We start from the raw sequence: 25,149 nt of genomic DNA on the forward strand, positions 1-25,149 counted from the left end.
GATCACTCCTTGCGACCGGACAGCTGCTCTTTCAGCGCAGCGAGCTTTGCGAAGGGCGAGTTCGGATCGGCCGGACGATCGCGCTCGCGCGGGTTCGCGCTCGAGGCGTAGGGGCGCAGCGACGGCCCGCCCTGACGGTCGCGGCCCTTGTCGCGGTCACGGCCGCGATTGTCGCGGCCCTTGTCGCGATCGCCGCCGAACTTGCCCTTGTTGCGATCGCGATCCTTGTTGTCGCGATCCTTGCCCTCGAAGCGGCGGTTCTTGTCGTCGCGCCCCTCTTGGCGCGGCGCGCCTTCGGCGCCGCCTTCGCGCGGCTTGCGGAAATCCTTTGCCCCATCTCTGCGATGACCGCCGTGACGATGGCGCTCATTGCGCTTCTCGCCGTCGGCTGACGGCGCGGCCGCGCCTTCGGCAGGGGCGGCGCCAGCTTCGGCACCGGCCTGCTGCGGGCGCTGATTGTGGTGACGCTGATGGCGATGCCGCTCGTGGCGCGGCTTGCGATCGTCGTGACGGCCGCCGGGACGCCAGACCTCGACGAGCTCGGGCTCGGCAGGCGCAGTGGCAGCCTCGACCGGCGCGGCGGCATCAGCGGATGCAGCGGCTTCCGTTGCAGCGGCCTCGGCGGGAGCGGCTTCCACCGCCTCGCTGGGCGCAGCAGCCTCTTCCGCCGGCGGCGCGATGCCGGGGGCATCCTCGGGCGTGACGGGGGCATCCGGCGATGCTTCGAGCGCCGGCTCGTCATGCGCGGGCTCGTCGTGCTGCTCCATGCCGGGCGCGTCCTCGACGGTGACGGGCTCGGCGGCGGCTTCGATCGCGGTGTCCACGCTCGCGGCGGCATCATCGGTCGCAGCCGGTCCAGTCGGAGCCTCTGCGCTTGCTTCGGCCGCCGGCGTCTCCGCGACAGCAGCCACCGGCTTCGGCGGCAGCGGCGCACGCTTCTCCATGCGATAGCCGAGCGCGCGCAGCACCGAGGCGAAATCCTCGCCGGCCGAGCCGGTGAGCGAGGTCATCGCCTGCGTCACCACAAAGCTGCGGCCATCGAACGCGCCGGCGGGCTTTTCGCCGGGCGAGTTCTCGCGCCAGGCCAGCGCCGGGCGGATCAGATCGGCAAGCCGCTCCAGGATGTCGACGCGCACGGCGCGCTCGCCGGCCTGCTTGTAGCCGAGCACGCGATAGGCATCGCGCGGCAGCTGCTTGTCGACCGGGAACGAGGTGCGGCCCGAAGATGCCAGATGCTGCGCGCCCGAGAGAGAGGACAGATCGACATTGTCCTGCTTCAGCGCCCACAGCAGTGCGGCCAGCGCGCGTCCGGCGGGCTTCAGCAGGCCGGGGAAATAGATGTGATAGGCGCCGAAACGGACGCCGTATTTGCGCAACACGGCGCGCGAGGGCTGGTCGAGATCCTTCAGCTCGTTGGCGATCTTGGGACGCTCGAGCACGCCGAGCGCCTCGACCAGCTGATAGGCGATGCCGCGGGCAATGCCGGTGACGTCCTCGGCCTTCGACAGCTCGAACATCGGCCCGAGCAGCTTTTCGATATGGGTCTTGAGCCAGAGCTCGAGCCGGGCCTGCACCTTCTCGCGCGGCGCACCGGTGAGGCGCTCGTCGGAGATGATGCGGATGCGCGGATGCAGCGCCTCCTCCGCGGCAGACAGGCGCGCCACGGCATCGCCGGTCCAGCGGATGGTGCCTTCCGAGGTCAGCACGAACTGATCGTCCGGCGCATTGCCCAGTTTTTCGGCGCGCGCATTGATCTCGCCGGCGAGCACCGCTTGCGCTGCAGCCTGCAAGGCTTTCGCATCGGAGCCTGCTTCCGCCGCATCCGGTGCAAAGGTGAAGCCATCGAGGCGGCCGATGACATGGCCTTCGACGATGACTTCGCCGGTCTTGCCGATTTCAGTATTCAAGCTCGTGTTCTCCCGCAGGCGGCGCATCAATACACTGGTCCGGCGATCAACGAAACGCTCAGTCAAGCGTTCATGGAGCGCATCCGATAATTTATTTTCGACCTCGCGGGCGATCCCCTGCCAGCGTTCGGGGTCTTTCAGCCAGTCCGGGCGGTTGGCGACGAAGGTCCAGGTGCGGATCTGGGCGATCCGGGCCGACAGCGTGTCGATGTCGCCGTCGATGCGGTCGGCCTGGTCGACCTGGGCCGCGAACCAGGAATCGGGGATGCAGCCCTTCTGCATCAGGAAGCCGTAGAGCGTGGTCACGAGCTCGGCGTGGGCGGCCGGCGACAGTTTTCGGTAATCGGGGACCTGGCAGGCCTCCCACAGCCGTTCCACGGCCGCCTTGCCATGCGCGATATCGCGCACCTCGACGTCGCGGGCGGCGTGGTCGAGCACGCGCATGTCCTCGGCGATGGGCGCGCGCGTCAGCGCCTCATGGCCGGGCGACTGGTTCAGCGACACCTGGAGCGCGCCGAGCGAGGCGAAATCCAGCTTCGCATTGCGCCATTGCAGCATCTTCACGTTGTCGAAGGTGTGGTTCTGCAGCGCGTTGACGAGCTCGGGCTCGAACGGCCCGCAGCGGCCCGTCGTCCCGAAAGTACCGTTGCGGGTGGCGCGCCCCGCACGGCCGGCGATCTGCGCGAATTCGGCCGGCGTCAGGCGGCGGAACTGGTAGCCGTCGAACTTGCGGTCGGAGGCGAAGGCGACGTGGTCGACGTCGAGATTGAGGCCCATGCCGACGGCGTCGGTGGCGACGAGGTAGTCGACGTCGCCGTTCTGGAACATCTCCACCTGCGCATTGCGCGTGCGCGGGCTAAGCGATCCCAGCACCACGGCGGCGCCGCCATGCTGGCGGCGGATCAGCTCGGCGATGGCGTAGACCTCGTCTGCGGAGAACGCGACGATGGCGGTGCGGCGCGGCTGGCGCGTGATCTTGCGGTCGCCGGCGAATTCCAGCTGTGACAGGCGCGGCCGCGTGATCATGGACACGCCGGGCAGCAGCCGCTCGATGATCGGGCGCATCGTGGCCGCGCCCAACAGCAGCGTTTCGTCGCGGCCGCGGCGGTTGAGGATGCGGTCGGTGAAGACGTGGCCGCGTTCGAGATCGGAGGCGATCTGGACCTCGTCGACGGCGAGGAAGGAGACGTCGAGGTCGCGCGGCATCGCCTCGACGGTCGACACCCAGTAGCGCGGGTTCTTCGGCTTGATCTTCTCCTCGCCCGTGATCAGCGCGACGGCCTCGCTGCCGACCCGCGCGGCGATCTTGTTATAGACCTCGCGCGCGAGCAGCCGCAGCGGCAGCCCGATCACGCCAGAGGGATGCGCGAGCATCCGCTCGATGGCGAGATGGGTCTTGCCGGTGTTGGTCGGCCCGAGCACCGCAGTGACGCCCGCGCCGGGTGCGCGCTCGGAGGCGAAGGGGGAGGAGGAGAAGGCCATGTCTGGAGATTAGGTAGTGGCGATTTGGGCGAATGTCAGTGCTGCTTTGGGGTGTGTTGAGGGCTGGGAGGTGTCGGCCATGTCTCCGAACGCTACGCTGCAGCCAAGCATTCCGCTGTCATGCCCCGGCCTGCCGCCTTCGCCAAGGCTTCGGCGGGCCGAGCACCCCCCTGAGCCCCGGCGTAGCCTTGGCGGAGCCGGGACCGGGGCATCCAGTACGCCGCGGCCTGTCCGCTCAACCACAACGGCCTCGGCGTACTGGATCGCCCGGTCAAGCCGGGCGATGACACCGAGCGTGTGGGAGCGCGCTCCCCAAACCTCGCGCAACTGTCTCACTTTGCGACGCTTTTCCCGTTGGCTTTAAGCTTCGGAACGACTCTAGAACGAATCGCGGCCGAATCGCTGACTCCCGCTGAAGCCTGTTCCGTTCACGCCACATGTCGCGGGACTCTTATTGATTGTGCACTAGATGGAGTTTTACCCTGCCGCACAAGCAGCGTTTCGATGACCGGTTCCTTAAAATTGGGGACGACGCGGAGTCGAATCAGAATCGGGCAGGAGTCAAATGGATTCCCGGGATCACGACCCCCAAACTCATTTTCGCGAAAACAACCCCATGCACAGTAGCCAAACCATTGAAATAACTAGACCTCTTAAACCACGAAAATGACGGATCGCAGCCCGTCTGGAGCGGCGCACTTTCTTACCCTCCCCTGGAGGGGTCCGAGACGAGCGAAGCTCGCTCGTGGGTCGCTGGGCATGGAGCGAAGCGAAATGCGCAGCCGGGTGGGGTGATCTCTCCCCTCGAACAGTGCCCATGTGGAGAGATCACCCCACCCCGCTCGCGCTGCGCGCGATCGACCCTCCCCCTCCAGGGGAGGGTAAGATCACTGCGTCTTGGCGACCTTTGGCGGCTGGGCTGAGGTGATGAAGCTGGTCGCTTCCAGCATGGCCGGGCCGAGCGGCGTCGGCACTTTCAGCCAGAACGGGACCAGGATGCGCGTGCCCGCGACGGGGGCGAAGGCGATCTCGATGTTGCGCTGGGCGGCGAGGTATTTGATCACGGGACGGTCGGGAATGTAGCCCGCCACGGGCACGAAATAGAGCGCGCAGACCACGACCGGGCCCCTGTAGCCCTTCTCCGCCTTCACGCTCTCCATGCGCTTGAAATCGAGTTTCAGCTCGTAGCGCATGCGGCCGTCGAACACGGGCGCGGCGTTGTGGCAGGCGTCCGGCGTCACGGGGTCGCCGGTGCCGGGCACGCGCAGCAGCGAGGCCGTCATCGGGTCCCAGACGCCGCGGCGATGCGCATCGGTGACGACGATGCGGTCGGCATCAACAGGCGGCTCCGGCACGATGCCGAACTCCTTCACATTGCCCTTGTCGAGCGTGATGCGGATCTCTTCGGTCTTCTTCGAGGTGGTGGTGGAGGCCTGGTAGCCGGTCGCGACCAGCGCGCCGTTGACCACCCTGCCTTGCGAGGCGCCGGTGCCGGACCCGCCCGCGAAGGATTTCAACAGCCCCGTGGTGCCGCCGCTTGCCGCGGCCGCGAACACGTCGTCCCCGATGTCGATGTTCCAGGCGCCCTTGCCGACGGGAATGCCCGCCAGCGTCGCCTCATACTGCGCCTCGAGCTTGCCCTGCGCCGCCACGGGCTCCGCGCCCCACGCCACGACGAGCCCGCAAAGGGCCGCGAAGGCCAGCCGGCCGGCAGAGCGCGGACTGACTGAGCCGTGACTGACCAAGCCTTGGAGCCAAAGTCGGGGGGATGCGAGCACGAAACAATCCAATCGGGGCGCGAACGGTTGTTACTTAAGCCAAAAACCGCGGCAAACAATGTGTCCGGGCGCGGAGGCATGCGGAACTCCATTTGATACTTCGGGGGTGAATACGCCCTTTATGTGATGGTAAGGCACTTCAATCATTGCCGTTTTGGTGATCGGGGGTGTGTCAGGGACGCGCACCTCTCGCCCTGCCCATTCCGCCGTCATGCCCCGGCTTGACCGGGGCATCTAGTACGCCGTAGCCCCTCGCCTCCAGCCGCCCCGCCGCGGAGTACTGGATCGCCCGGTCAAGCCGGGCGATGACACCTGTTGTGGGGGATGCCGCGGAGCATGAATCCCCGCCCAAAAACTTGACGTCCCGTCCCTTCCCCCCTATACGTCCGCCCGCTCCCTGCAAGGACACAGAATTAGCCCCCGTGGCGCCCAGAATGGCGGCCGCAAATCGTTTGGGGGACAGAAGAGGATTTCTACCATGTCTCGCCGCTGCGAACTGACGGCCAAGGGCCCCCTCGTCGGCCACAAGGTCAGCCACTCCAACATCAAGACCAAGCGCCGCTTCCTGCCGAACCTCGTCAACGTGACGTTCATCAGCGAAGCGCTCGGCCGCAACGTGCGCCTGCGCGTCTCCACCAACGCGGTCAAGAGCGTCGACCACAATGGCGGCCTCGACCCCTTCCTGCTCAAGGCCAAGGCCGACGTCCTGTCGCCGCGCGCCCTCGAGCTGAAGCGCGCCATCCAGAAGAAGGTCGGCCCGACGGCCGCGCCGGCGAAGAAGGCCAGCTAATCCAATTTTGAAATCGGGCGGGGGCTAAGTTGCGTCGCGTGGCGTAGTCTTAGCCAGTAGAGTTTTGCGTTACGGCCGGATCGAAAGATCCGGCCGTTTTTGTTTCTGGGGAAGACTGAGGATATGAAGCGCAACCCCAATTTGCCTATTCAGGATTTCGCGAGTTTCTCCAAGGCCTCCGCTTCCTTGGAAGTCAGACGAACAAGGACTTGCGGTGGGTGAAAGCCCGCGCGAACTCTTCTCAATTCCCCGAGAGTTATCGGTTGCACCTGTTTTACAGCCGCCAGCAGAATTGCAACGGCTTCCGTGGCTCCGGCGAAGTATTCCGTGAAGGAGGCGTAATCTACGCCGGTCTCGCTTCGATGCTTTTGCCAAATCGTCCGCGGATGAGCACGACTAACACCTGCGATGGTTGCCATGCCAACAACCGCAGCCGTCGGACGGGTCGCGTAAATCCATAAACGAGTGCCTTCGCCTAGCGACGGTATGCGGCGCCTTAGTTCGATAGTCTTCGTTCCGTCAAGGATCGCCGTCGCATATTCGGGATGGATCGAAATGATTGCGTCACTTGCATCAGTCACTTGACCATCCAAGATCCAAAATCTTTCCTAGCAGCATGCTCGGCAAGACAGTCGAGGTTTGCAAATTGGACGCGCCTTCAGCTCCAACGGCCCGGAGGGCTTCGAGTGTTACAAGATTCGGGAATCTTATCAAATTGTCGAAGGAGGTCGCCAAAACCTCAGACGACGTGGTTAGAGCGTCCAAATCTTCCACTACTGCTCGTCGAAAGAGTTCGCCTGAAACTTGCACTTTAGGCAAGATCGTCGTGTCGACTATGCGAGCAGCCGCGACTATTGCTGCACGCCCGCCGGTTCGCTTGGACTCGTAGAACAGAATTGGCAATCCTGGGCGCATAAGATGCGACGTTCTCGGGCTATTGAAATAGATACGAAGCCCGAGGAATGCTGCCGATGGCCTGCCGAACAAAGCAAGCTGCTCGGCCGTGCCCAATAAATCGTCGGCGAACGATTTTGCGATTGGCACAATCACCCCGTCACGACCCGGCCACGCAATTATCGTAGGGCTTAGGGCCGCTTCGAGCGCAGGCATCTTGACCGACAGGAAGGCGCCATCTGGGGCTTGAATCTCTACGGCCGTCTCGTGCGGGAGATTGTCTGGAAGCGATAGCCCCGTCCTACGCCTCATCTGACGCGCAAGCGGAGACCATGTGTTAGCTGTAAGCGGACGACCTAACGCCACCTTAATCAGAACATCAGGATCGGAGGTCGGTAGAAATCCCCTTAGCTTTGCGGCCTGATTTACTACTGTTTGCCCGGCAATCCTTCGGAGCTCTATCGTTACTGGCCCCGCAAGGCTTGCTTCTCGTATCGACTCATCCAGCAAGTGTTCGGCAAACGTCTCGGACGAAATATGATCCGTCCGGACATGCACCAGCATCTTGGCGGCGGCGTCGATAGCCACCGGAGCCAAATAGAGGCTGGCTCCTACGATCTCCTCGCTTTCAAGTACCGCACGAACTCTGACTTTCCGAGCAGTCGACCTCGTCGGCAGAAATTGCTCAACAAGGCTCGTGTTTAGAGATTGAGAGACTAGATATGTTCGAGCCTCAGAAGCTGTTGCCGACGTTGTCTCGCACTGCGTCCCCCGAAGAATGCCTCTCTCAAGCTTAGTGTCCTCTACCGGCACCAACTCGACGAATTCGTCCAAGCTAGCAACGTCGAGACCGACCAGCTCAAGCAGAGACTCTCGTGCGTTGAGAAGATGGGTATCGCTTGTAATGTAACCCGACGCTCGTGCTAACGCAGCCTCCGCCAAATGACGAGCATCACTCAGTGCCTGCTTAGAATTGGCTTGCGACAGACCTGGTTCTTCGAAAACAGCCTTGTGAATGATCGCAGCAAGTCGATCTACTTCGAGCTTCGGCGCGGATGGGATTCTAGGTAGTTGCCGAGCAAGCTGGAGGGTACTGTCTACGGCCTCTCCATGAGAAGTCCGCTCTAACTCCACAATAAATTCCGGAGCCACAGCAAGCCGCACGTGATGCGCCAAAGCAGCACCAAATAGGCGATTGGCGACAGCCGAACGAGCGCGTTGCTTTATAAGGTCGAATAGAACATTGAGGTCAATCGCGTACAACGGGGCTTCAAAAGCACCGGGCGACCGAAGCTTAAGGTTCGCGACTAATTCGTCTCCGGCAGTCGGCGGAGCCATCAACGAGAACAAGCTCGCTGTATCCAACTCTTTCGATCGCAGCACTATGGTACGCTGCCGTGCGGCACCTCCATCTCGAACTCGTCTAGCGACAAATCCCTTCTTCTCATAGAACGCTTGCGCCTCGTCCAAGTCAGAAGCAACTGCAGCGGTAACGTTCAAATACCCGCGGTTCTCAAGATGTGATACGAGTGCATTAACAAGCGCCGATGCAATCCCATTGCGCCTATGAGACGGCGCAACTGCAACCTGCTGCACTCGCGCATTAGGAAACACGCCACTGAATAAAATAAAGCCCGCGATCTCGATTGAATCCGCACTTCTCGCGAACATTGCGAACAGCCGCCGCTGCGCAATCGCATCTCGGTAGGCGGCCTCTGGCAAGAACCCTAGCGCCTCCTTCTCTCGATCAGCTAGAGAACGGATGCTGGACACATGCTCCAACAAGAGCCGCGGATTAGTTTCTATTCGAAGTGAGGTGCCACGCATCAAGAAATCGCACTGAAACAAGATAAGGTCTTGATCAACTAATAGTTGGACCAGCTTCCCCAACCTACTTAACAGAGTCGCCGGCCAATATTCCACGTTCGTCTAATGCGTGCTTTGTAATCTAAGTGCAACTATACTGAGCCGCTGGCATCGCTCAGAGCCGCATCCAGTGGAGCACGCATCCAATCCGAGCCGAAAACCTCGTCGTCCGCTGTGACGACACTGGCAACGAGATCTCCGAAAACATCTCCAACGTCCTGAAGCTCCATCTCTGCCTGCGCAAACTCGACAGGACGCAGCCGCAGCATATCGCGCTCTACGATTCCGGGGGCGGCACAGTGACCGCCCCCGTAAACAACACCCCTCGTCCGTTAACCGTCCGTTAACCAACGCAGCCTAGCCTGCGGCAATCGTCCAGCCATCATTAGCTCGAAATGCCTTCCCGGTTTGCTCCAGGAGAAGCGCCGATGTGCGTTGCGTTGTTGACGTATGCCGATCTCAGTGCCCGCCTCAATATCTCGCGCGAGGCCGCTCGTGCCTTGGCGAGACGTCGCCGTTTGCCGCGCTCGCGGGCGGAGGACGGCAAGGCCCTGGTGAGCGTCGATCTCTCCGAGCTCCGCTACACGCCCCGCCCGCGGCGGGCCCGCCGGGCGGACCCCCTCGATGCCTCCCTGGCAAAAGTCCAGACATTGGAGCCATTTCCGTTCCGACGAGATCGGAACGGGGCTCCAGATTCCTGTTCTGACGCGTTTTCCTTGCGCGAACCGGTACCCACTTCGCTCGAAAACGCTATGGAGACCGAAGCATTCAAGGCGGAGATCGCGCGGCTCGAAGACGTCGCCGCCGCCTACAGGGCCGTGTTCGAGCGCGAGCGCGAGCGTGCCGATCGCCTGGCCGTCGAGCTACTGCAGGCGGCCGCCGAGACGGCGGCAGCCAATGCGTGGGCGGCACGACTGGAAGACGAAGTGGCGGACTTACGGACCGGTCGCCAGGCTGGCGGCGCGACCGCGGGACAAGCCGCACGTCGATTGGGACATCTGGCCGCGGCCATCGTGGGCGCAGACCGCGCGGCTCGCAGATAGCACTCGAACCCTTCTCCATCCCGGCCTGCCGGAGCAATCGCGAGGACAGAATGACTGGCATGACCGATATTCACGAGATGAAGGCGCGCATTGTCGTGTTCGGAGTCGGCGGCGCCGGCGGCAATGCCGTCAACAACATGATCACATCCGGGCTGCAGGGGGTCGACTTCGTCGTCGCCAATACCGACGCGCAGGCGCTTGCCATGTCGAAGGCGCCGCGCCTGATCCAGCTAGGCACCCAGGTGACCGCAGGCCTCGGCGCCGGCTCGCAGCCCGAATTGGGACGCGCCGCAGCCGAGGAGGTCATCGATACGATCCGCGATCAGTTGACCGGCGCGCACATGGTGTTCGTGACGGCCGGCATGGGCGGCGGCACCGGCACCGGGGCCGCACCCATCATCGCCAGGACCGCGCGCGAGCTCGGCATCCTCACGATCGGCGTGGTCACCAAGCCATTCTATTTCGAGGGCCAGCGCCGCATGCGCTTTGCCGAAGCCGGCATCGAGGAGCTGCTGAAGACGGTCGACACCCTGCTGATCATCCCGAACCAGAACCTGTTCCGGGTGGCCAGCGCAAAGACCACATTCGCCGATGCCTTTGCCCTCGCCGACCAGGTGCTCTATTCGGGCGTGGCCTGCATCAGCGACCTCATCGTCAAGGAAGGCCTGATCAATCTCGATTTTGCCGACGTTCTCTCCGTGATGCGGGAGAAGGGCAAGGCCATGATGGGACGGGGCGAGGCTTCCGGCGAGAAGCGCGTGCTCGCCGCCGCCGTGGCGGCCATTTCCAATCCGTTGATCGAGAACCCCTCGATCAAGCGCGCCAGCGGCCTCATCATCTCCATCACCGGCGGCAAGGATCTCATGCTGTACGAAGTCGACGAAGCCGCGACCCGCATTCGCGACGAGGCCGACCCGGACGCCAACATCATCGTCGGCGCCTCGTTCGACGAAAGCCTCGAAGGCATCGTCCGCGTCTCGGTGGTGGCGACCGGGATCGACAATGTCGACCCGGCGCAGCTGGCGGCGCCGGTGGAAACCGCACTCACGCAGCTCGCCGGCAGGCTGCGCGACGACAGCCGCCGCATCGCGGATCGCATCGAGCAGCGCAGTGCGCCGCTTCCGCAGGTGGAAAGCCCGCCGCTCCGCCCGGCGGCCGGCCGACCCGCAGTGCAACCGGCAAGGCCCGATCCGGAATATGCGCGCCGCGCGGCGCCTCAGCCGCTCGATCCGTACGGCCGCACCTCTCCGCGCAATATAGCCGACGAAGACCTTCTCGACATTCCAGCCTTCCTGCGCCGCTCCGCTAATTGAGCGGGCGGCTGCTACGCGGCTCCAGAGCGCGATGAGATCAAGCTTGGCTGGTCGCCGTGAAGAAGGCGCGCTCCCTCTCCCGCTTGCGGGAGAGGGCTATCGCATATGACAATCTGGACGGCCTGAGCGCGCGCCTCGTCCTTCGAGACGACCGCTCCGCGGTCTCCTCAGGATGAGGCTAATCGGCATTGGTACCCGTTGAAACCAGTGCCGCGCACTCCGTCCTCATCCTGAGGAGCCCGCCGAAGGCGGGCGTCTCGAAGGATAGCCGCAGGCTAGCTTCCGATCTGCGCGGCGCGCCGATCGTTCACGCTGCCGTGCTGCGCGGGGTCTCCGCCGTTTCCCTTTTTTCCGGCTCCTTGTCGCGAGACAGCCATGCCGGGAAGCGAAGCAGGCGATCGTTGCCGTCTTTTGGCGGCTCGATGGGCGGTGCTTCATTGGCCGAACGCGGGAGGTCCAGCACGGCCTGCCCTGCCCGCACCGCATCCGCGCGCTGATCCAGTTCGCGCATCAGGGGATCGAGCACGCTGTCGATTTCGGTCGCCACCGACACGATGAAACTATTGAGCTCGCGAGCCTCGGGCACAACGGCCGAGGCCGACTCGATCGCCCTGGAGAGACCATCGACGACGGGTGCGAACGCGCCGGCGGCTTGCTTGATTCGCGTTCTTATCGCTTCGATTTCGCCCAGGACGCGATCACGCTCCCGCCTGGTCTTCTCTTCCGAAAGGCGGGCTTCGATTTCGGCGATCTGAGCCGTGAGAGTCGTGGCTTCGGATGCGAGTGCATCGCGGCGCAGGCGCGCACGATCGAGATCGCGGCTGAGATTGTCCACTAGATCGTCCTTCCCGAACATGGCTTTGCTCCGTAGGACAGCCGTGACGCGAACCGCCGGCCCGATCAGCGCATGAAAGGCTGGATCGGCCAAAACAGGCATCAATTTCGGTCGCGTCATATGGGCCGACATGGTGACCCCCACCGTCCTCATTAGGCGACGACATGGTTAACAGGTGGTTAATGTCAACAGATGATGGGGCAATGGGGCACGATGCCACCGCCGCCGACTTCGTCTCCTCGCTGCCATCCATTTTCGCTATACTCGCCCCGGTAGCATCACCGGGAGGGGCATACCGTGGAGCACGACGACCAGCACAAACCCAAAATCGAGCCGAAAAACCTCGTCATCTGCTGTGACGGCACCGGCAACGAGATCTCGGAGAACATCTCCAACGTCCTGAAGCTGTATCGCTGCCTGCGTAAGACCGACAAGACGCAGCCGCGGCAGATGGTGTTTTACGATCCCGGCGTCGGCACGGTGACGGAGCCTTCGACGTGGCACCGGCTCAAGGCCAACGTCAATCTGGTGCTGGGGCTCGCCACCGGCTACGGGCTCGATGACAACGTGCTGTCAGCCTATTGCTTCCTGGTCGAGCATTACGCGCCGGGCGACCGCATCTATCTGTTCGGCTTCTCGCGCGGCGCCTACACCGTGCGGGTGCTGGCGGGGCTGATCCACAAGATCGGCCTGATCTCGCCGGAGCAGGCGAACCTCGCAGGCTCGGGCCTCGTCGCCTACAAGCAATATTCCGGCACCGGGCGCGGTAACGACATCGAGGACCTCAAGGATGTCGCCTTCGACGAGAGCGGGCCGCTGCCGAAGGACGAATTCGACCTCGCGGCGCAGTTCGCGCGAATCACCTCGACGCGCTGGCCGACCATCCACTTCATCGGCGTCTGGGACACGGTGGCGAGCGTGATCGTGCCGCGGCGCGACAATTTCTTCTTCGTGTTCAGCCTGGAGGAGCTCGCCTTCACGCTGCGCAATCCCAGCGTCAAAATCTTCCGGCAGGCGATCGCGATCGACGAGCGGCGCTGCATGTTCCGCCTCAAGGCGTACAAGGAGCCGCAGGAATATTGGCGCAACCGCTACGTGCCCGACGAGAAGAAGGTGCCGCAGGACATCATGCAGGTGTGGTTCGCCGGCGTGCATTGCGACGTCGGCGGCGGCTATCCGGAAATCGAGAGCGGCGAGTCCAAATATCCGCTGATCTGGATGATCGAGGAAGCCGCGAAGGCCGGGCTGAACTTCAACCCGCGCACCGTGAACCAGCTCGCCTGGGGCATCCAGCGCAAGAACTCGCCGTTCCAATATGTCGAGCCTGCCTACACCGGCAAGGTGGGCGAGCTGCACAATTCGATGACGGCGCTCTGGCGCGTGCTGGAATATCTGCCGAAGAGCGCGAAATACAAGGAATGGCCGGAGCGGAAGGTTTTTCTGGGCTTCTACATCCCCGATTGCGAGCCGCGCGTGATCCCCGCAGGCGCCCATGTGCACGAGAGCGTGCTGAAGCGGATGGCGGTGGAGCCGGGCTACCGGCCGGTGAACCTGCCGAAGGATTATGTGACCGTGCCGATGCCGGTGAGGCCGCATGCGGAGGCCGCGGAGACGCCGGAGACGGAGCGAGTGTGACGTGCCGCCCGAAGCTCGTCATGGGAGGCGGGAGCGCGCCACACGTTCAGCTGTCGTCCCTGCGAAAGCAGGGACCCATAACCACAAGGAGCCGTTTGGCGCGGACCAGTGGCTCGGTACGCCCACCGCCGACAACCCACAGATCACGCGGTATGGGTCCCTGCGCCCCGTGCGCAATTGCGCACTAGGCAGGGACGACAGCGGAGATGGAGGCGGCCCCACCCCGCTACCGGCGCTTTCTGCGTTCGCTGCTACTTTTCATTAAAATTCTCAGGCCGCCCTTAGTCGGATCGCATCAACTCTTTTCCATCATGCCGCTCACGACCACCCGCGCCGTCCGCGGAATTGGAGGAGAGTGCCAATGCATCCGCGCCGACATGCCCGCGTGAAACCGTCCGGGCTGGTATCCCGCCAGGCCAAGATCATCACCGACCCGCGCGCGCCGGTGATCCCCTGCACGCTGATCGACTATTCGCCCGGCGGCGCCTGCGTCGATCTCGGCGGGCAGGTGAATATCCCCGACAGGTTCGAGCTGCTCCACGTCAACACCAAGAAGCGCTGCCGCATCGCCTGGAAGCGCGGCTCGCGGGTCGGCGTGGTGTTTTAGCGGTGCTCAACGCAACTGAATAATCCCGCTGAGCATTCCGCTCTGCTCCCTCCCCCCTTGCGGGGGAGGGTTGGGGAGAGGGGTGGCCCAGCAAAACGTCTTGGCTGCGTGCGAGGTGACGCTCGCTTCATTCGATGGCGCGTGCCGTGTGGCTACCCCTCTCTCTAGCCCTCCCCCGCAAGGGGGGAGGGAACGCGGTGTGCTTGTGGCGCGACCTTTTCCAACAGCTGTCGTAGCTACGCCCGCATCCTGGCTTTCGTGCCGGCGACGATCTGCATGGCGACGCCGGCGATCCAGCCGAACAAAGCGAGCCAGGTCCACGCCAGGTGCGGCTCGAGGCGGAGCACGATGACGCCGACGGAGGCGAGCGCGGTCAGCGTGGCGCAGAGCGTGCCGGCGGCGCTGAGGAATTCCGCGGCGTCGATGGCGCTGTGCGCGTCGTCGAAGGGCAGCTGCGGCGTGTCGATGCCGAGATAGAAGCCGACGAAGCCGAGCAGCATCATCAGCAGCAGGAAGCCCTGCGTGGTGAGCGGGGCGATCGAAGATCCCACATAGGCGCCGACGAACAGCCCGCACGCCGCGCCTGCCATCGCGAGGCCCACGCGCTCGAAAACGTGGGCAGTCTTGCGAACACGAAACCGCATGGCGGGCCTCCCTGAGGAGTTGGGTGCGCGGGAGGGTAGGCCAGTTTTACGGTGCGTGGAAGGTGAGGAGAGTTACGGATGCGTGAGGGCGCGGGATAGTGAGGGCACGATGGCCCGCGCTGCCCCCACCGCTGTCGTCGCGGACAAGCGAAGCGCAGATCCGGGATCCATCACCACAGGGAGAGATTTGGCGAAGACTTTAAGTTGTGCGGCGGCAACTCATACCGCGCATTATGGTGAGATCACGCGGTATGGGTCCCTGCGCCCCGTGCGCAATTGCGCACTAGGCAGGGACGACAGTTGTGATTGCAGCGCCCCCGTCGCGCCCTACCTCGCCCCGAACGTGGTCTTGCCGAACAGCGCCTTTTGCGTCGACGGCTGCGAGCGCCAGTATTGCGGCGGGGCTTCGACTTCGCCGCCGAGTTCGGCCGCGGCGTGCCAGCCCCAGCGGGGATCGTAGAGCAAGCTGCGGCCGAGCGCGACCATGTCGGCCTTGCCGGATGCCACGATCTCCTCGGCGTGTTTGGCTTCGGTGATCAGGCCGACGGCGATGGTGGGCAATCCGGTCTCGCGCTTGATGGCCTCGGCAAACTGCACCTGATAGCCGGGGCCGAGCGGGATCTTCTGCAGCGGCGAGACGCCGCCGGAGGAGGCATCGATCCAGTCGACGCCGCGCGCCTTCAGCGCGTTTGCGAACGTGATGGTCTGCGCCAGATCCCAGCCGCCCTCGACCCAGTCGGTCGACGACACCCGCATGCCGACCGGCTTGTCGTGCGGAAACACCGCGCGCACCGCGTCGTAGATCTCCAGCGGAAAGCGCATGCGGTTTTCGAGCGAACCGCCATATTCGTCGGTGCGCCTGTTCGAGATCGGCGACAGGAACTGATGCATGAGATAGCCGTGCGCGCCGTGCAGCTCGATCGCGTCGATGCCGAGCCGGGCAGCGCGCTTGGCACTGTCGACGAAGGCGTCACGGATGCGCTTCAGGCCCGCGGCATCGAGCGCCAGCGGCGCGGCCTCGCCTTCCTTGTGCGGCAACGCCGACGGCGCCACCGTCTGCCAGCCGCCTTCACTCTGCGGAATGAGCTGGCCGCCGTCCCAGGGCCGCGCGCTGGAGGCCTTGCGGCCGGCATGGGCGAGCTGCATCGCGATGGCCGTCGAGGAATGCTTGCGCACGGAGGAGAGGATCTGCTTCAGCGCGGCCTCGCAGGCGTCGCTGTAGAGCCCGAGACAGCCCGGCGTGATGCGGCCGATCGCCTCCACATGGGTCGCCTCGATGCAGAACATCGACGCGCCCGACAGCGCGAGGTTGTTGATGTGGGTGAAGTGCCAGTCGGTGGCGACGCCGTCGTCGGCCGAATACTGGCACATCGGCGACACGACGACGCGGTTCTTCAGCGTCAGGCCGCGCAGCTTGATCGGGGAAAACAGGGCGCTCATGCGGGGAGTTCCGGGGGATGGAGGAATGGAAGCGATTGCATGAAGTTTAGTAGCCCTACGGCGAATTGCCAGCTGCGCGCCGGACATGCCCGCCCGCGGCGCCATGCATTGCGCGCGTCATATGATCACAAGGCGGAGATAACCCTCGGCCGCTTGCCAGGAACTCCGCTGTCATCCCGGGGCACGCGAAGCGCGAGCCCGGGATCCATAACCACGGGATTGGGTTTTACGAAGATCGACAACAGCTGGTCTTCGCCAAACGTCTCCCTGTGGCTATAGGTCCCGGGCTCGCGCTTCGCGCGCCCCGGGACGACGATCGAATTTGAGGCCCCTACTCCAGCTCCTCGAACCTGCCCGGCACGGGCTTGCCCATGCGGATGCGGCCGTCGGGCAACAGCTCGCCGTCGGCTTCGGCCGAGAACTGGATCGTGTTGCCGCCGCCGTCGCGCTTGCTGACCTTGCCGAGCGGCCCGAGCTTGTCGGCGAGCGCGGTGTCGTCGAGCACGAACACGCGGTACTCGGTGAGGTGAAAGCGGCGCGGCGCCTGCCATGTCAGCGCGGGCACGGATGTGCGCATGTCGCCGTCGGTCTTGATGTCGACGCTGCGGCCGGTCACGTCGCGGAACAGATCCGGCCCGGCGACCAGCCGCGCGCGGCCGCCGTCGATGGCGTAGAGATTCAGCGTGACGATATGGCGCTCGCTGCGGAACGAGACCGCGACGGTGCGCGAGTCCTGCGACCAGGCGGCGTGGAAGGCATCCGGCGCCGAGTCCAGAATGTTGTCGTCGTCGACATTGTCGAGCGTCATCAGCCGACGATGGCCGGGCTCAGCCATCAGGTAGATACGAAAGCCTTCGCTTCCGGACTCGCCGCCGCCATGGGCTGCGACGGACAGCTTCCCGTTCGGCGCGCGGCCGCCCTGGATGATGGCGTATTCGTTCTTTCCATACCGATGCTCGGCCGTGGCGAAGGCCGGCGAGGATGCAGCGAGCGTGAGGGCAAGGGCGAGGATGGCGCGGCGGAGGGGCATGATGTTGTGTCGCCGCACGGGCGGCAGACGTTCACTCCACCAGCGTGAACTGCAGCAGCAGCGTGCGCTGGAGCATCGAGAAATTGTCGTCCGACACCAACGTCAGCACGGTCTCGCCCTCGGGCGTGACGTGGGCGTCGATACCTTCCATGTTGTCGACCTCGTGGCCGAGATCGGCGGCGAACAGCGCAGGGCCGTCGACCAGCGCATTGGGCGCGATGGATTTCAGGGGGATCGACCGGATGCGGATGTTGATGCCGGTGAACCAGGAGAATTTGCGTTCGAGGATGAGAAGCTCGCCGGACGGCAGCAGCACGGCATCGCTGATGTCGAATTTTTCGGTGCGGCGGACGCTGAACTGGCCGGGCGACGGACCGCCGATCAGGAACGCGACCAGATTGCCGTCGGCATCCAGCCCGCGCTCGGAGAACGCGATCAGGGCGCCTGCCAGCGGCTGGCCTTTCGGCACGACGACCATCGCTTCGAGCCCCTTGTTGGAGGGCAGCTTGCGCACGGCGGGCGGCGTCGGCAACACCTCGCCGCGGGCGCGCGTGCCGCCTTTGGCAAAATCGAAGCGCAGGATCTGGTTGACGCGTTCGAGCCCGACATAAACGACATTGCCGTCGCGCGCGAGCGACTCGGTGTCGTACCAGAACCGCTTCTCCGTGATCGGCCGGCCCTCGGAATTGAGCATCGGGGACGCCTCGACGTCGTCGAGCCCGATCATCTTGCCGCCGGAATAGCGGATGCTGCCGGTGAACCAGCCGCCCTGGTCGGAGATCGCGAGGAAGCGCTCGCCCTTCGCATCGAGCCGGATGGCGGACAGGCCGCCGAAGCCGCGATAGGGCGAGGTCAGCACCAGGCCGCTGCGATATTGCAGCTGACCGAAGCGCACGCGCGAGCGGTCGCGCGGCTCGAAATTGGGAATCGGCCGCGCGTTCACCTCGACGCTGACCGGCTCGGTGACGGCGTGCTCGATCTGCGCGGCGCGCGGCGGCGGCTCGGTCGTGGGCTGCGCCTGCGCCAGTCGGGGGAGTGCGAGAGTGGAAAATCCCGCCGCCGCGTGGCCAAGAAAGCTGCGGCGGGACGATTGCGTGCTCACGAATGCAATTTGCGCCGCGGGCGACCGGCCTGATGCGTGGGCGCGGTGTTGGTCTCGCTGAACAGCTCGGCGAGCTTCTCGGTGATGGCACCGCCGAGTTCTTCGGCATCCACGATCGTCACCGCGCGGCGATAGTAGCGCGTCACGTCATGGCCGATGCCGATCGCGATCAGCTCGACCGGCGAGCGGGTCTCGATCTCCTCGATGATGTGGCGCAGATGCCGCTCGAGATAGTTGCCGGGATTGACCGACAGCGTGGAATCGTCGACCGGCGCACCGTCGGAGATCATCATCAAGATCTTGCGCTGCTCGGGCCGGCCGAGCAGGCGCTTGTGCGCCCAATCCAGCGCCTCGCCGTCGATGTTCTCCTTCAGCAGACCCTCGCGCATCATCAGGCCGAGATTCTTCCGCGCGCGGCGCCAGGGGGCGTCGGCGGACTTGTAGATGATGTGGCGGAGATCGTTGAGCCGGCCGGGATTGGCCGGCTTGCCGGCGGCAAGCCACGCCTCGCGCGATTGCCCGCCCTTCCAGGCGCGCGTGGTGAAGCCGAGGATCTCGACCTTGACGCCGCAACGCTCCAGCGTGCGCGCCAGGATGTCGGCGCAGGTCGCGGCGACCGTGATCGGGCGGCCGCGCATCGAGCCGGAATTGTCGAGCAGCAGCGTCACCACGGTGTCGCGGAACGTCGCCTCCTTCTCGTGCATGAAGGAGAGCGGGTGATAGGGATCGGTCACCACGCGCGACAGCCGCGCCGGATCCAGAATGCCCTCTTCGAGGTCGAAGTCCCAGGCGCGGTTCTGCTGCGCCATCAAGCGTCTCTGAAGGCGGTTGGCGAGGCGGGCGACGATGCCCTGCAGATGCGCGAGCTGCTTGTCGAGATAGGCGCGCAGGCGCTCCAGCTCGTCATGGTCGCAGAGGTCCTCGGCCGCGATGACCTCGTCGAATTTCGGCGCGAAGGCGTGATATTCCGGCCCGCGCGGCTCGTTCTTGCCGTGCGCGTTCGGACGCGTCGCCTCGCCCGGCGTCTCGTCGTCGCCGAGCTCGCCGTCGTCGAACGTGTCGGAGGTCGAGGCCTGCGCGCTTTCCATCGCGCTCTCGCTCATCTCCTCGCTGGAGGCCTGCGCCTGGTCGGCGCTCATCTCCTGCGCGGCATCGGAATCGGGCGAGCCTTCGGCGCCGGACTGGTCGTTGTCGCCGTCGCGGTTCTCCTCGTCGTCATCGTTGTCTTCGCTGTCGGCGCTGCGCTCGTCGCCGAGCTCGAGCGCGGTCAACAGGTCATGCACGGCGTCGCCGAACCTGGTCTGGTCCTCGACCAGGCCATCGAGCCGGTCGAGCCGCTTGCCGATCTTGTCCTCGAGAATGGGCCGCCAGAGATCGACCATCTTCTTCGCCGCCGTGGGCGGCGCCATGCCGGTCAGGCGCTCGCGCACCAGCATCGCCAGCGCATCCGCCAGCGGCGCATCGGCACGATCGGTGATTTCGTCGAACTTGCCGCGATGGAAATGGTCGTCAAGCATCGCGCTGAGGTTTTTCGCAACGCCCGCCATGCGGCGCGCGCCGATCGCCTCGACGCGGGCCTGCTCCACCGCCTCGAACACGCCGCGCGCCTGCGGATTGCCGGGCATCAGCTTGCGATGCAGCTTTGCATCGTGACAGGCGATCTTGAGCGCGATGGAGTCGGCGTGGCCGCGCACGATCGCAGCGTCACGCTTGGTCATCTTGCGCGCGGGCTCGGGCAGCCGCGCTTTGCCCGGCGCCAGACCAGGGCGCTCGGCAGCAAAACTGACCTCGAGCTCCGGCGACTTCGCGATCGCCTTCAGGCAGGAGGCCACCGAGCGCTTGAACGGCTCGGTCGGGGCTTCCTTGGTGTTACGGAATTTGGAGTTGGATGATGATGTGCTCATAGCGACTTCGTAAACGAGTGGCGCGTCACGCCGCCGGGATAGCCCTTGAGGGTGCCGAACTCCTCGTACCCGCAGGAACGATAGAAGCCCGGCGCCTGGAAACTCATCGTGTCGACATGGGCCTGGATCGCGCCCTGCCGTCTTGCCTCGTCCTCGATCGCCGCGATCAGCTTCGTGCCAAGACCCTTGCCGCGCTGCTTCTGGTCGATCCAGAAGTACTGGATGAACAGAACCGTGGCCCAGAGGTGTCCGACGATGCCGCCGACGATCTTGCCGCGGTCTTTCAGCGAGACCGCGATGCTCCTGACCTTCTGCTTCCCGAACTGCTCGTCGTTATAGGCGCCGAGCCCGGCGAGCACAGCCTTTTTGGTGGTCCCAATGGTGCGCTCGACGGTGATGTTTGGCATGGTCTAGCTGAGCGCCACGTTGACCGCCGATTCCGGCAGCTCCGCGTTGAAGCAGCGCTGATAGAACTCGGCGACCAGGGGACGCTCGAGCTCGTCGCACTTGTTGAGGAAGGTGACCCGGAACGCGAAGCCGATATCGCCGAAGATATCAGCGTTCTCGGCCCAGGTGATCACCGTGCGCGGGCTCATCACCGTCGACAGATCGCCATTGGCGAAGGCGTTACGGGTGAGATCGGCAAGGCGGACCATCTTGTTGACGATGTCGCGGCCTTCCTGGGTGCGATAGTGCTTGGCCTTGGCCAGCACGATCTCCACTTCCTCGTCATGGGCGAGATAGTTCAGCGTGGTGACGATCGACCAGCGGTCCATCTGGCCCTGGTTGATCTGTTGGGTGCCGTGATAGAGGCCCGAGGTGTCGCCGAGGCCGACCGTGTTGGCGGTCGAGAACATGCGGAAGGCCGGATGCGGCTTGATCACCTTGTTCTGGTCGAGCAGCGTCAGGCGTCCGGAGACTTCCAGCACGCGCTGGATCACGAACATCACGTCGGGGCGGCCGGCGTCGTATTCGTCGAACACCAGCGCGATGTTGTGCTGGAGCGCCCAGGGCAAAATGCCGTCGCGGAATTCGGTGACCTGCTTGCCGTCGCGGACCACGATGGAGTCCTTGCCGACGAGGTCGATACGGCTGATGTGGCTGTCGAGGTTGACGCGCACGCAGGGCCAGTTCAGGCGCGCGGCGACCTGCTCGATATGGGTGGATTTACCGGTGCCGTGATAGCCGGTCACCATCACGCGGCGATTGCGGGCAAAGCCGGCGAGAATGGCGAGCGTGGTGGCACGATCGAAGCGGTAGTCGGAATCGACTTCGGGCACATGAGGATCGACTTCGGAATAGGCCGGGACTTCGAGATCGCTGTCGATCCCGAACACCTGGCGCACCGACACCTTCATGTCGGGCAGACCGGAAATTTCCTCAACTTTGGACAGAGCGGCGGTCGTCATCAATCCTCCGAGGCCCCGGGCGATCCCGAGACCAGTTATTTGCACGTTGGCTGCGGCTGGGTGCGGTTGCGAACTTATCAGAGACAACGTGCCGGCAGAAGCCCGCGCCCCAATCAAAGTTCCATTGTCTTTTCATTTAGATAGGCAAGGAACGCGATTTTTGGAGGGCTGCCTTGCGAATCACGCTCGAATTTCGGGCGGGAGGCGTGGCCTGCCCACGCGAATAGCACTTTTACCGCGTGCACCTACTTATGTAGGGTCCGAACCCCGGTGCTCCAGCCCCCCACGAAAGACGACGTGACGTCCTTTCTCGATCCCCTCATATCCTTCGTTTCAGCCCATGTGTGGCTGGCCTATCTGACCCTGTTCCTGGCGGCGCTGCTCGAAGCCGTTCCGGTGGTGGGATCGGTGATCCCCGGCTCGACCATCATTCTGGCGCTGAGCGCGCTGGTTCCAGGCGGGGAATTGAAGCTGCAATGGGTGCTGCTGGCGGCGGCAGTCGGCGCCGTGCTGGGCGACGGCTCCGCCTACTGGATTGGGCACCGGCGGCAGCGCGAAATCCTCAACACCTGGCCGCTGACCAACTATCCGCGCGTGGTTGCCGAGAGCGAAAGCTTCTTCCACCGCTTCGGCACCTGGGCCGTTTTCTTCGCCCGTTTCGTGCCGCCGATCCGCGCCTTCGTGCCCGTCACCGCCGGCGCGCTGGGGATGACCCCCGCGAAGTTTTATGCCGTGAATATCCCGGCGATCCTGGTCTGGGCTCCCGCGCATGTGCTGCCGGGCGTGCTGGCGGTATCGGCCTTTCACCAATATTTCGGCGTGCCGCACCATGGGCATCCGTTCAAGCACATCTGGATCTTGATGGTGGTGGCCGTGGCGATCATCGGCGGCCTTGGCATCTGGTACTACCGCCGCCGGCAGAACGGCCTCGTCGCGACGTCCAAGCCGCGGGCTTAGTGCGCCGGCGTCGTCCCTGCCTAGTGCGCAATTGCGCACGGGGCGCAGGGACGACAGCGGAGGACGACGCGCTCGCAGAGAGATTCTAACTAGCCCTTCTTCCCGGCGCCGGTCCGACATAGCGCGCCCGCGGACGGATCAGCTTGCCGAACTGCAATTGCTCGCTGGCGTGCGCGATCCAGCCGACGCTGCGGGCCATCGCGAACAGCGCGAGCTCGCTGCCTAAGGGCAGGCGCAGCGCGTGCACGAGGACGGCGAGCGCATAGTCGATATTGACGAGCTCGCCGGTCGCCTCGACGATCCGCTCCGGCACTTCGCGCGTGAATTTGCGCGGCGCGCCGGCACGCGCCAGCGCGTTCAGCAGCGACTGCGCGCGGGGATCGCCGCGCTTGTAGACGCCGTGGCCGAAGCCGGCAAAGCGCTCGCCGAGCGCGACGCGCTCGCGGACCATGGGCTCGACATCGCGATCGACCAGCGCCTTGACGAGCTGCGAGGCCAGCACGCCGGCGCCGCCATGCTTCGGCCCTTTCAACGCGGCGAGGCCGGCGATCACGGAGTCATAGAGGTTGAGGCCAGTCGATGCCGCGCAGCGCGCGGTGAAGGTCGAGGCGTTCAATTCGTGATCGGCGAGCAGCACCAGCGCGCGGCGGATGAGGTCGGGCGCGTGCTTGTTGTCGGGCGCCCAGGCCTTCGCGATCTGCTGGTGCAGCGGCTCGGATGATGGCTCGGCGTTCAGCATGGTCGCAACCAGGAGGCGGACAATGCGCCCGCCGACCATCGCGCGGCCATCGGGCGCGCGGGTGAAGGCACGCGCGTCCGCGCTGGTCGCGAGCGCCAGCACTGCGATGGCGCGGTCGATGGGCGCGGCGCGGCGCGCGGCCTCTGCGATCGCGCGCATCTCGTCGGAGATCTGGGGCTGATTGTCCGGCGTGAAGGGATCGACGTCGGAGACGTCCCACAGCAGCGTCGCCGTGTGCTCCAGCGTGTCGTTCTCAGCGAGATCGACGCAATTGACGCCGCGGTAGATCGCGCCCTCCTCGGTAATGGTCGAGATCTCCGTGTCCATGACCGGCAGGTCAGCGTCGAAGCTGCGCAGGCCGCGCGGCTCCGGCGACGGCACCCGGCGCTCCTTAAGGGCGCGGACGTCCTCGGCCCGATAGCGGTTCTTGCGCGAATCCGGCGTCGGCTCGGAGCGGATCAGGCCACGGCTGACATAGGCGTAGAGCGTGGCCGGCGAGATCCCGAGCTCGGCCGCGGCTTCCCGGGCCGACAGATAGAGTTCCTCGGAATTATTCATATTGATTTATGTAATCAAGATTGATCAATCTGTCGAGAGGCCTGATTTTCTCCTGGTGCAGTGCAAAGGAGATTGGGTCATGAACATCCACCTCACCAAAAGCCAGATCGGGCTGGACGGCGTTCCCGCGGCCGAGACCGTGCTGAGCCATGTCGATGGCGAGCGCGGCGAACTGATCATCGCCGGCGAGCATGTCGGCAGCCTCGCAAGCCAGTCGAGCTTCGAGGGCGTCACCGCCCGGCTCTGGAATGGCGCGAACAAGACCACGCTGAGCGAAGCCAATGTGCGGGCAAGCCTGGGCGCGGCGCGCGAGCGTGCGTTCGCGCGTTTGCCGGAGCTGTTGCCGGCGACACGCGGCATGGGCATCGTCGACGGGTTCCGCGCGGCGGTCGCGGGCCTGCGCGCGGAGAACGGGCTGGAACATGAGGCGACGATCGTCGGCACGTTTCCGGTGATCGCAGGCGCGCTGGTCCGTCGTGCCAAGGGGCTCGAGCCGGTTGCGCCCGATCCGAATGCGAGCCACGCCGCCGATACGCTGCGGATGCTGCGCGGCGCCTCACCGGAGCCGCGCGAGGTCGCGGCGCTCGACGCCTATCTCGTCACCGCCAGCGATCACGGCATGAATGCGTCAACCTTCACCGCGCGCGTGGTGGCTTCGACGCAAGCTGACCTGTTCGCGGCCGTCACCGCCGGCTATTGCGCCCTCACCGGTCCATTGCATGGCGGCGCGCCCGAGCCGGTGCTGGAAATGCTCGACGCGATCGGCTCGCGCGAGCGCATCCAGCCCTGGGTGGATGCGGCGCTGGCGCGCGGCGAGCGGATGATGGGCTTTGGCCACCGCGTCTATCGCGTGCGCGATCCGCGTGCCGATGTGCTCAAGACCGCAGTCGAGGCACTGGCGTCCAACGGCGCCGATTTGCCCTTTGCCGGCGAGGTCGAGGCCTATATCCGCAGCGCGCTGCGCAAGAAGAATCCGGACCGACCGCTGGAGACGAACGTGGAGTTCTTCACGGCGATTCTGCTCGATGCTCTCGCCATTCCGCGCCAGGCCTTCACGCCGATCTTCGCCGTGGCGCGTGCAGCGGGATGGACCGCCCATGCGCGCGAGCAACAGCGGACGGGGCGGTTGATCCGGCCGAGCTCGTCGTATGTGGGTGAAATGCCGAAGGCTTCCGGCGAATAGAGCACAAGGGCACGACAGCCGGGCCGTTCACTG

Annotated in this window: 20 protein-coding genes and 1 pseudogene; 8 read left to right on the forward strand and 13 right to left on the reverse strand. The window is 64.8% G+C overall.

What is annotated here, in order from left to right; genetic code table 11:
• Positions 1 to 2 precede the first annotated feature (2 nt).
• Positions 3 to 3,389 (reverse strand): helicase-related protein, encoded by a 3,387-nt coding sequence (locus AB7535_RS33935; protein WP_439037478.1) that lies wholly within the window; start codon positions 3,387 to 3,389, stop codon positions 3 to 5.
• A gap of 887 nt (positions 3,390 to 4,276) precedes the next feature.
• Entirely contained in the window at positions 4,277 to 5,134 is an 858-nt protein-coding gene (locus AB7535_RS33940) for a DUF3108 domain-containing protein (protein WP_354265338.1), read from the reverse strand.
• A gap of 511 nt (positions 5,135 to 5,645) precedes the next feature.
• Between AB7535_RS33940 and rpmB the strand changes: the two genes are divergently transcribed.
• Complete coding sequence (gene rpmB / locus AB7535_RS33945) at positions 5,646 to 5,957, forward strand: 50S ribosomal protein L28 (protein WP_063980641.1); 312 nt, start codon at positions 5,646 to 5,648, stop codon at positions 5,955 to 5,957.
• Between the two features lie 149 nt (positions 5,958 to 6,106).
• Here rpmB and AB7535_RS33950 read toward each other — a convergent pair whose 3' ends face one another.
• Together AB7535_RS33950 and AB7535_RS33955 are read right to left on the reverse strand one after the other, a co-directional pair.
• Positions 6,107 to 6,538, reverse strand: a complete 432-nt coding sequence (locus tag AB7535_RS33950; RefSeq protein WP_166346198.1) for an ASCH domain-containing protein — start codon at positions 6,536 to 6,538, stop codon at positions 6,107 to 6,109.
• Positions 6,531 to 8,678 carry a GNAT family N-acetyltransferase gene (locus AB7535_RS33955; protein WP_441279808.1) on the reverse strand — a complete coding sequence of 716 codons (2,148 nt, stop codon included), beginning with the start codon at positions 8,676 to 8,678 and terminating at the stop codon, positions 6,531 to 6,533. Before AB7535_RS33955 ends, AB7535_RS33950 begins: the two co-directional genes overlap by 8 nt.
• 164 nt (positions 8,679 to 8,842) lie before the next feature.
• Here AB7535_RS33955 and AB7535_RS33960 point away from each other — a divergent pair.
• The 3 genes and pseudogenes from AB7535_RS33960 to ftsZ all read left to right on the forward strand — a co-directional run.
• Positions 8,843 to 9,028, forward strand: a pseudogene (locus AB7535_RS33960) (phospholipase effector Tle1 domain-containing protein); the annotation flags it as partial.
• A gap of 117 nt (positions 9,029 to 9,145) precedes the next feature.
• Positions 9,146 to 9,760, forward strand: a complete 615-nt coding sequence (locus AB7535_RS33965; RefSeq protein ID WP_354113818.1) for a hypothetical protein — start codon at positions 9,146 to 9,148, stop codon at positions 9,758 to 9,760.
• Positions 9,761 to 9,810: 50 nt separating this feature from the next.
• The gene (gene ftsZ, locus AB7535_RS33970; protein ID WP_346016144.1) at positions 9,811 to 11,073 is read left to right on the forward strand and encodes a cell division protein FtsZ; all 1,263 of its coding nucleotides are present in this window, start codon (positions 9,811 to 9,813) and stop codon (positions 11,071 to 11,073) included.
• 307 nt (positions 11,074 to 11,380) lie between these two features.
• On the opposite strand, the gene AB7535_RS33975 is transcribed toward ftsZ, so the two are convergent.
• Positions 11,381 to 12,040: a hypothetical protein gene (locus AB7535_RS33975; protein ID WP_441279803.1), complete on the reverse strand. Its 660-nt coding sequence runs from the start codon at positions 12,038 to 12,040 to the stop codon at positions 11,381 to 11,383.
• 165 nt (positions 12,041 to 12,205) lie between these two features.
• Here AB7535_RS33975 and AB7535_RS33980 point away from each other — a divergent pair, with 165 nt between their 5' ends.
• The gene (locus tag AB7535_RS33980; RefSeq protein WP_354113816.1) at positions 12,206 to 13,543 is read left to right on the forward strand and encodes a DUF2235 domain-containing protein; all 1,338 of its coding nucleotides are present in this window, start codon (positions 12,206 to 12,208) and stop codon (positions 13,541 to 13,543) included.
• 361 nt (positions 13,544 to 13,904) lie between these two features.
• Positions 13,905 to 14,150 (forward strand): PilZ domain-containing protein, encoded by a 246-nt coding sequence (locus tag AB7535_RS33985; RefSeq protein WP_014490387.1) that lies wholly within the window; start codon positions 13,905 to 13,907, stop codon positions 14,148 to 14,150.
• A 236-nt stretch (positions 14,151 to 14,386) separates the two neighbouring features.
• Here AB7535_RS33985 and AB7535_RS33990 read toward each other — a convergent pair whose 3' ends face one another.
• The 7 genes from AB7535_RS33990 to cobS all read right to left on the reverse strand — a co-directional run bounded on the left by AB7535_RS33990 (position 14,387) and on the right by cobS (position 21,679).
• A complete protein-coding gene (locus AB7535_RS33990) occupies positions 14,387 to 14,794 on the reverse strand; it encodes a hypothetical protein (RefSeq protein ID WP_063980635.1) in 408 nt (135 codons plus the stop codon).
• Between the two features lie 327 nt (positions 14,795 to 15,121).
• A complete protein-coding gene (locus AB7535_RS33995) occupies positions 15,122 to 16,234 on the reverse strand; it encodes an NADH:flavin oxidoreductase/NADH oxidase (RefSeq protein WP_166346210.1) in 1,113 nt (370 codons plus the stop codon).
• A gap of 331 nt (positions 16,235 to 16,565) precedes the next feature.
• Entirely contained in the window at positions 16,566 to 17,264 is a 699-nt protein-coding gene (locus AB7535_RS34000; protein WP_354113815.1) for a hypothetical protein, read from the reverse strand.
• Between the two features lie 31 nt (positions 17,265 to 17,295).
• A complete protein-coding gene (locus AB7535_RS34005) occupies positions 17,296 to 18,366 on the reverse strand; it encodes an esterase-like activity of phytase family protein (protein ID WP_354113814.1) in 1,071 nt (356 codons plus the stop codon).
• Complete coding sequence (gene cobT / locus AB7535_RS34010) at positions 18,363 to 20,270, reverse strand: cobaltochelatase subunit CobT (RefSeq protein ID WP_014490393.1); 1,908 nt, start codon at positions 20,268 to 20,270, stop codon at positions 18,363 to 18,365. Before cobT ends, AB7535_RS34005 begins: the two co-directional genes overlap by 4 nt.
• Complete coding sequence (locus AB7535_RS34015) at positions 20,267 to 20,677, reverse strand: GNAT family N-acetyltransferase (RefSeq protein WP_028149462.1); 411 nt, start codon at positions 20,675 to 20,677, stop codon at positions 20,267 to 20,269. The genes cobT and AB7535_RS34015 overlap by 4 nt, the downstream gene beginning before the upstream one ends.
• 3 nt (positions 20,678 to 20,680) lie before the next feature.
• Positions 20,681 to 21,679 carry a cobaltochelatase subunit CobS gene (gene cobS / locus AB7535_RS34020; protein WP_063980631.1) on the reverse strand — a complete coding sequence of 333 codons (999 nt, stop codon included), beginning with the start codon at positions 21,677 to 21,679 and terminating at the stop codon, positions 20,681 to 20,683.
• Positions 21,680 to 21,976: 297 nt separating this feature from the next.
• Here cobS and AB7535_RS34025 point away from each other — a divergent pair, with 297 nt between their 5' ends.
• A complete protein-coding gene (locus AB7535_RS34025; protein WP_354113813.1) occupies positions 21,977 to 22,636 on the forward strand; it encodes a DedA family protein in 660 nt (219 codons plus the stop codon).
• Positions 22,637 to 22,721: 85 nt separating this feature from the next.
• Here AB7535_RS34025 and AB7535_RS34030 read toward each other — a convergent pair whose 3' ends face one another.
• The gene (locus tag AB7535_RS34030) at positions 22,722 to 23,933 is read right to left on the reverse strand and encodes a citrate/2-methylcitrate synthase (protein ID WP_439037479.1); all 1,212 of its coding nucleotides are present in this window, start codon (positions 23,931 to 23,933) and stop codon (positions 22,722 to 22,724) included.
• A 79-nt stretch (positions 23,934 to 24,012) separates the two neighbouring features.
• On the opposite strand from AB7535_RS34030, the gene AB7535_RS34035 reads away from it, so the two are divergent.
• Positions 24,013 to 25,116, forward strand: a complete 1,104-nt coding sequence (locus AB7535_RS34035; RefSeq protein ID WP_354113811.1) for a citrate synthase/methylcitrate synthase — start codon at positions 24,013 to 24,015, stop codon at positions 25,114 to 25,116.
• Positions 25,117 to 25,149 lie beyond the last annotated feature (33 nt).

The sequence above is a fragment of the Bradyrhizobium sp. 956_D2_N1_4 genome, from assembly GCF_052076025.1.
GTDB lineage: Bacteria > Pseudomonadota > Alphaproteobacteria > Rhizobiales > Xanthobacteraceae > Bradyrhizobium > Bradyrhizobium barranii.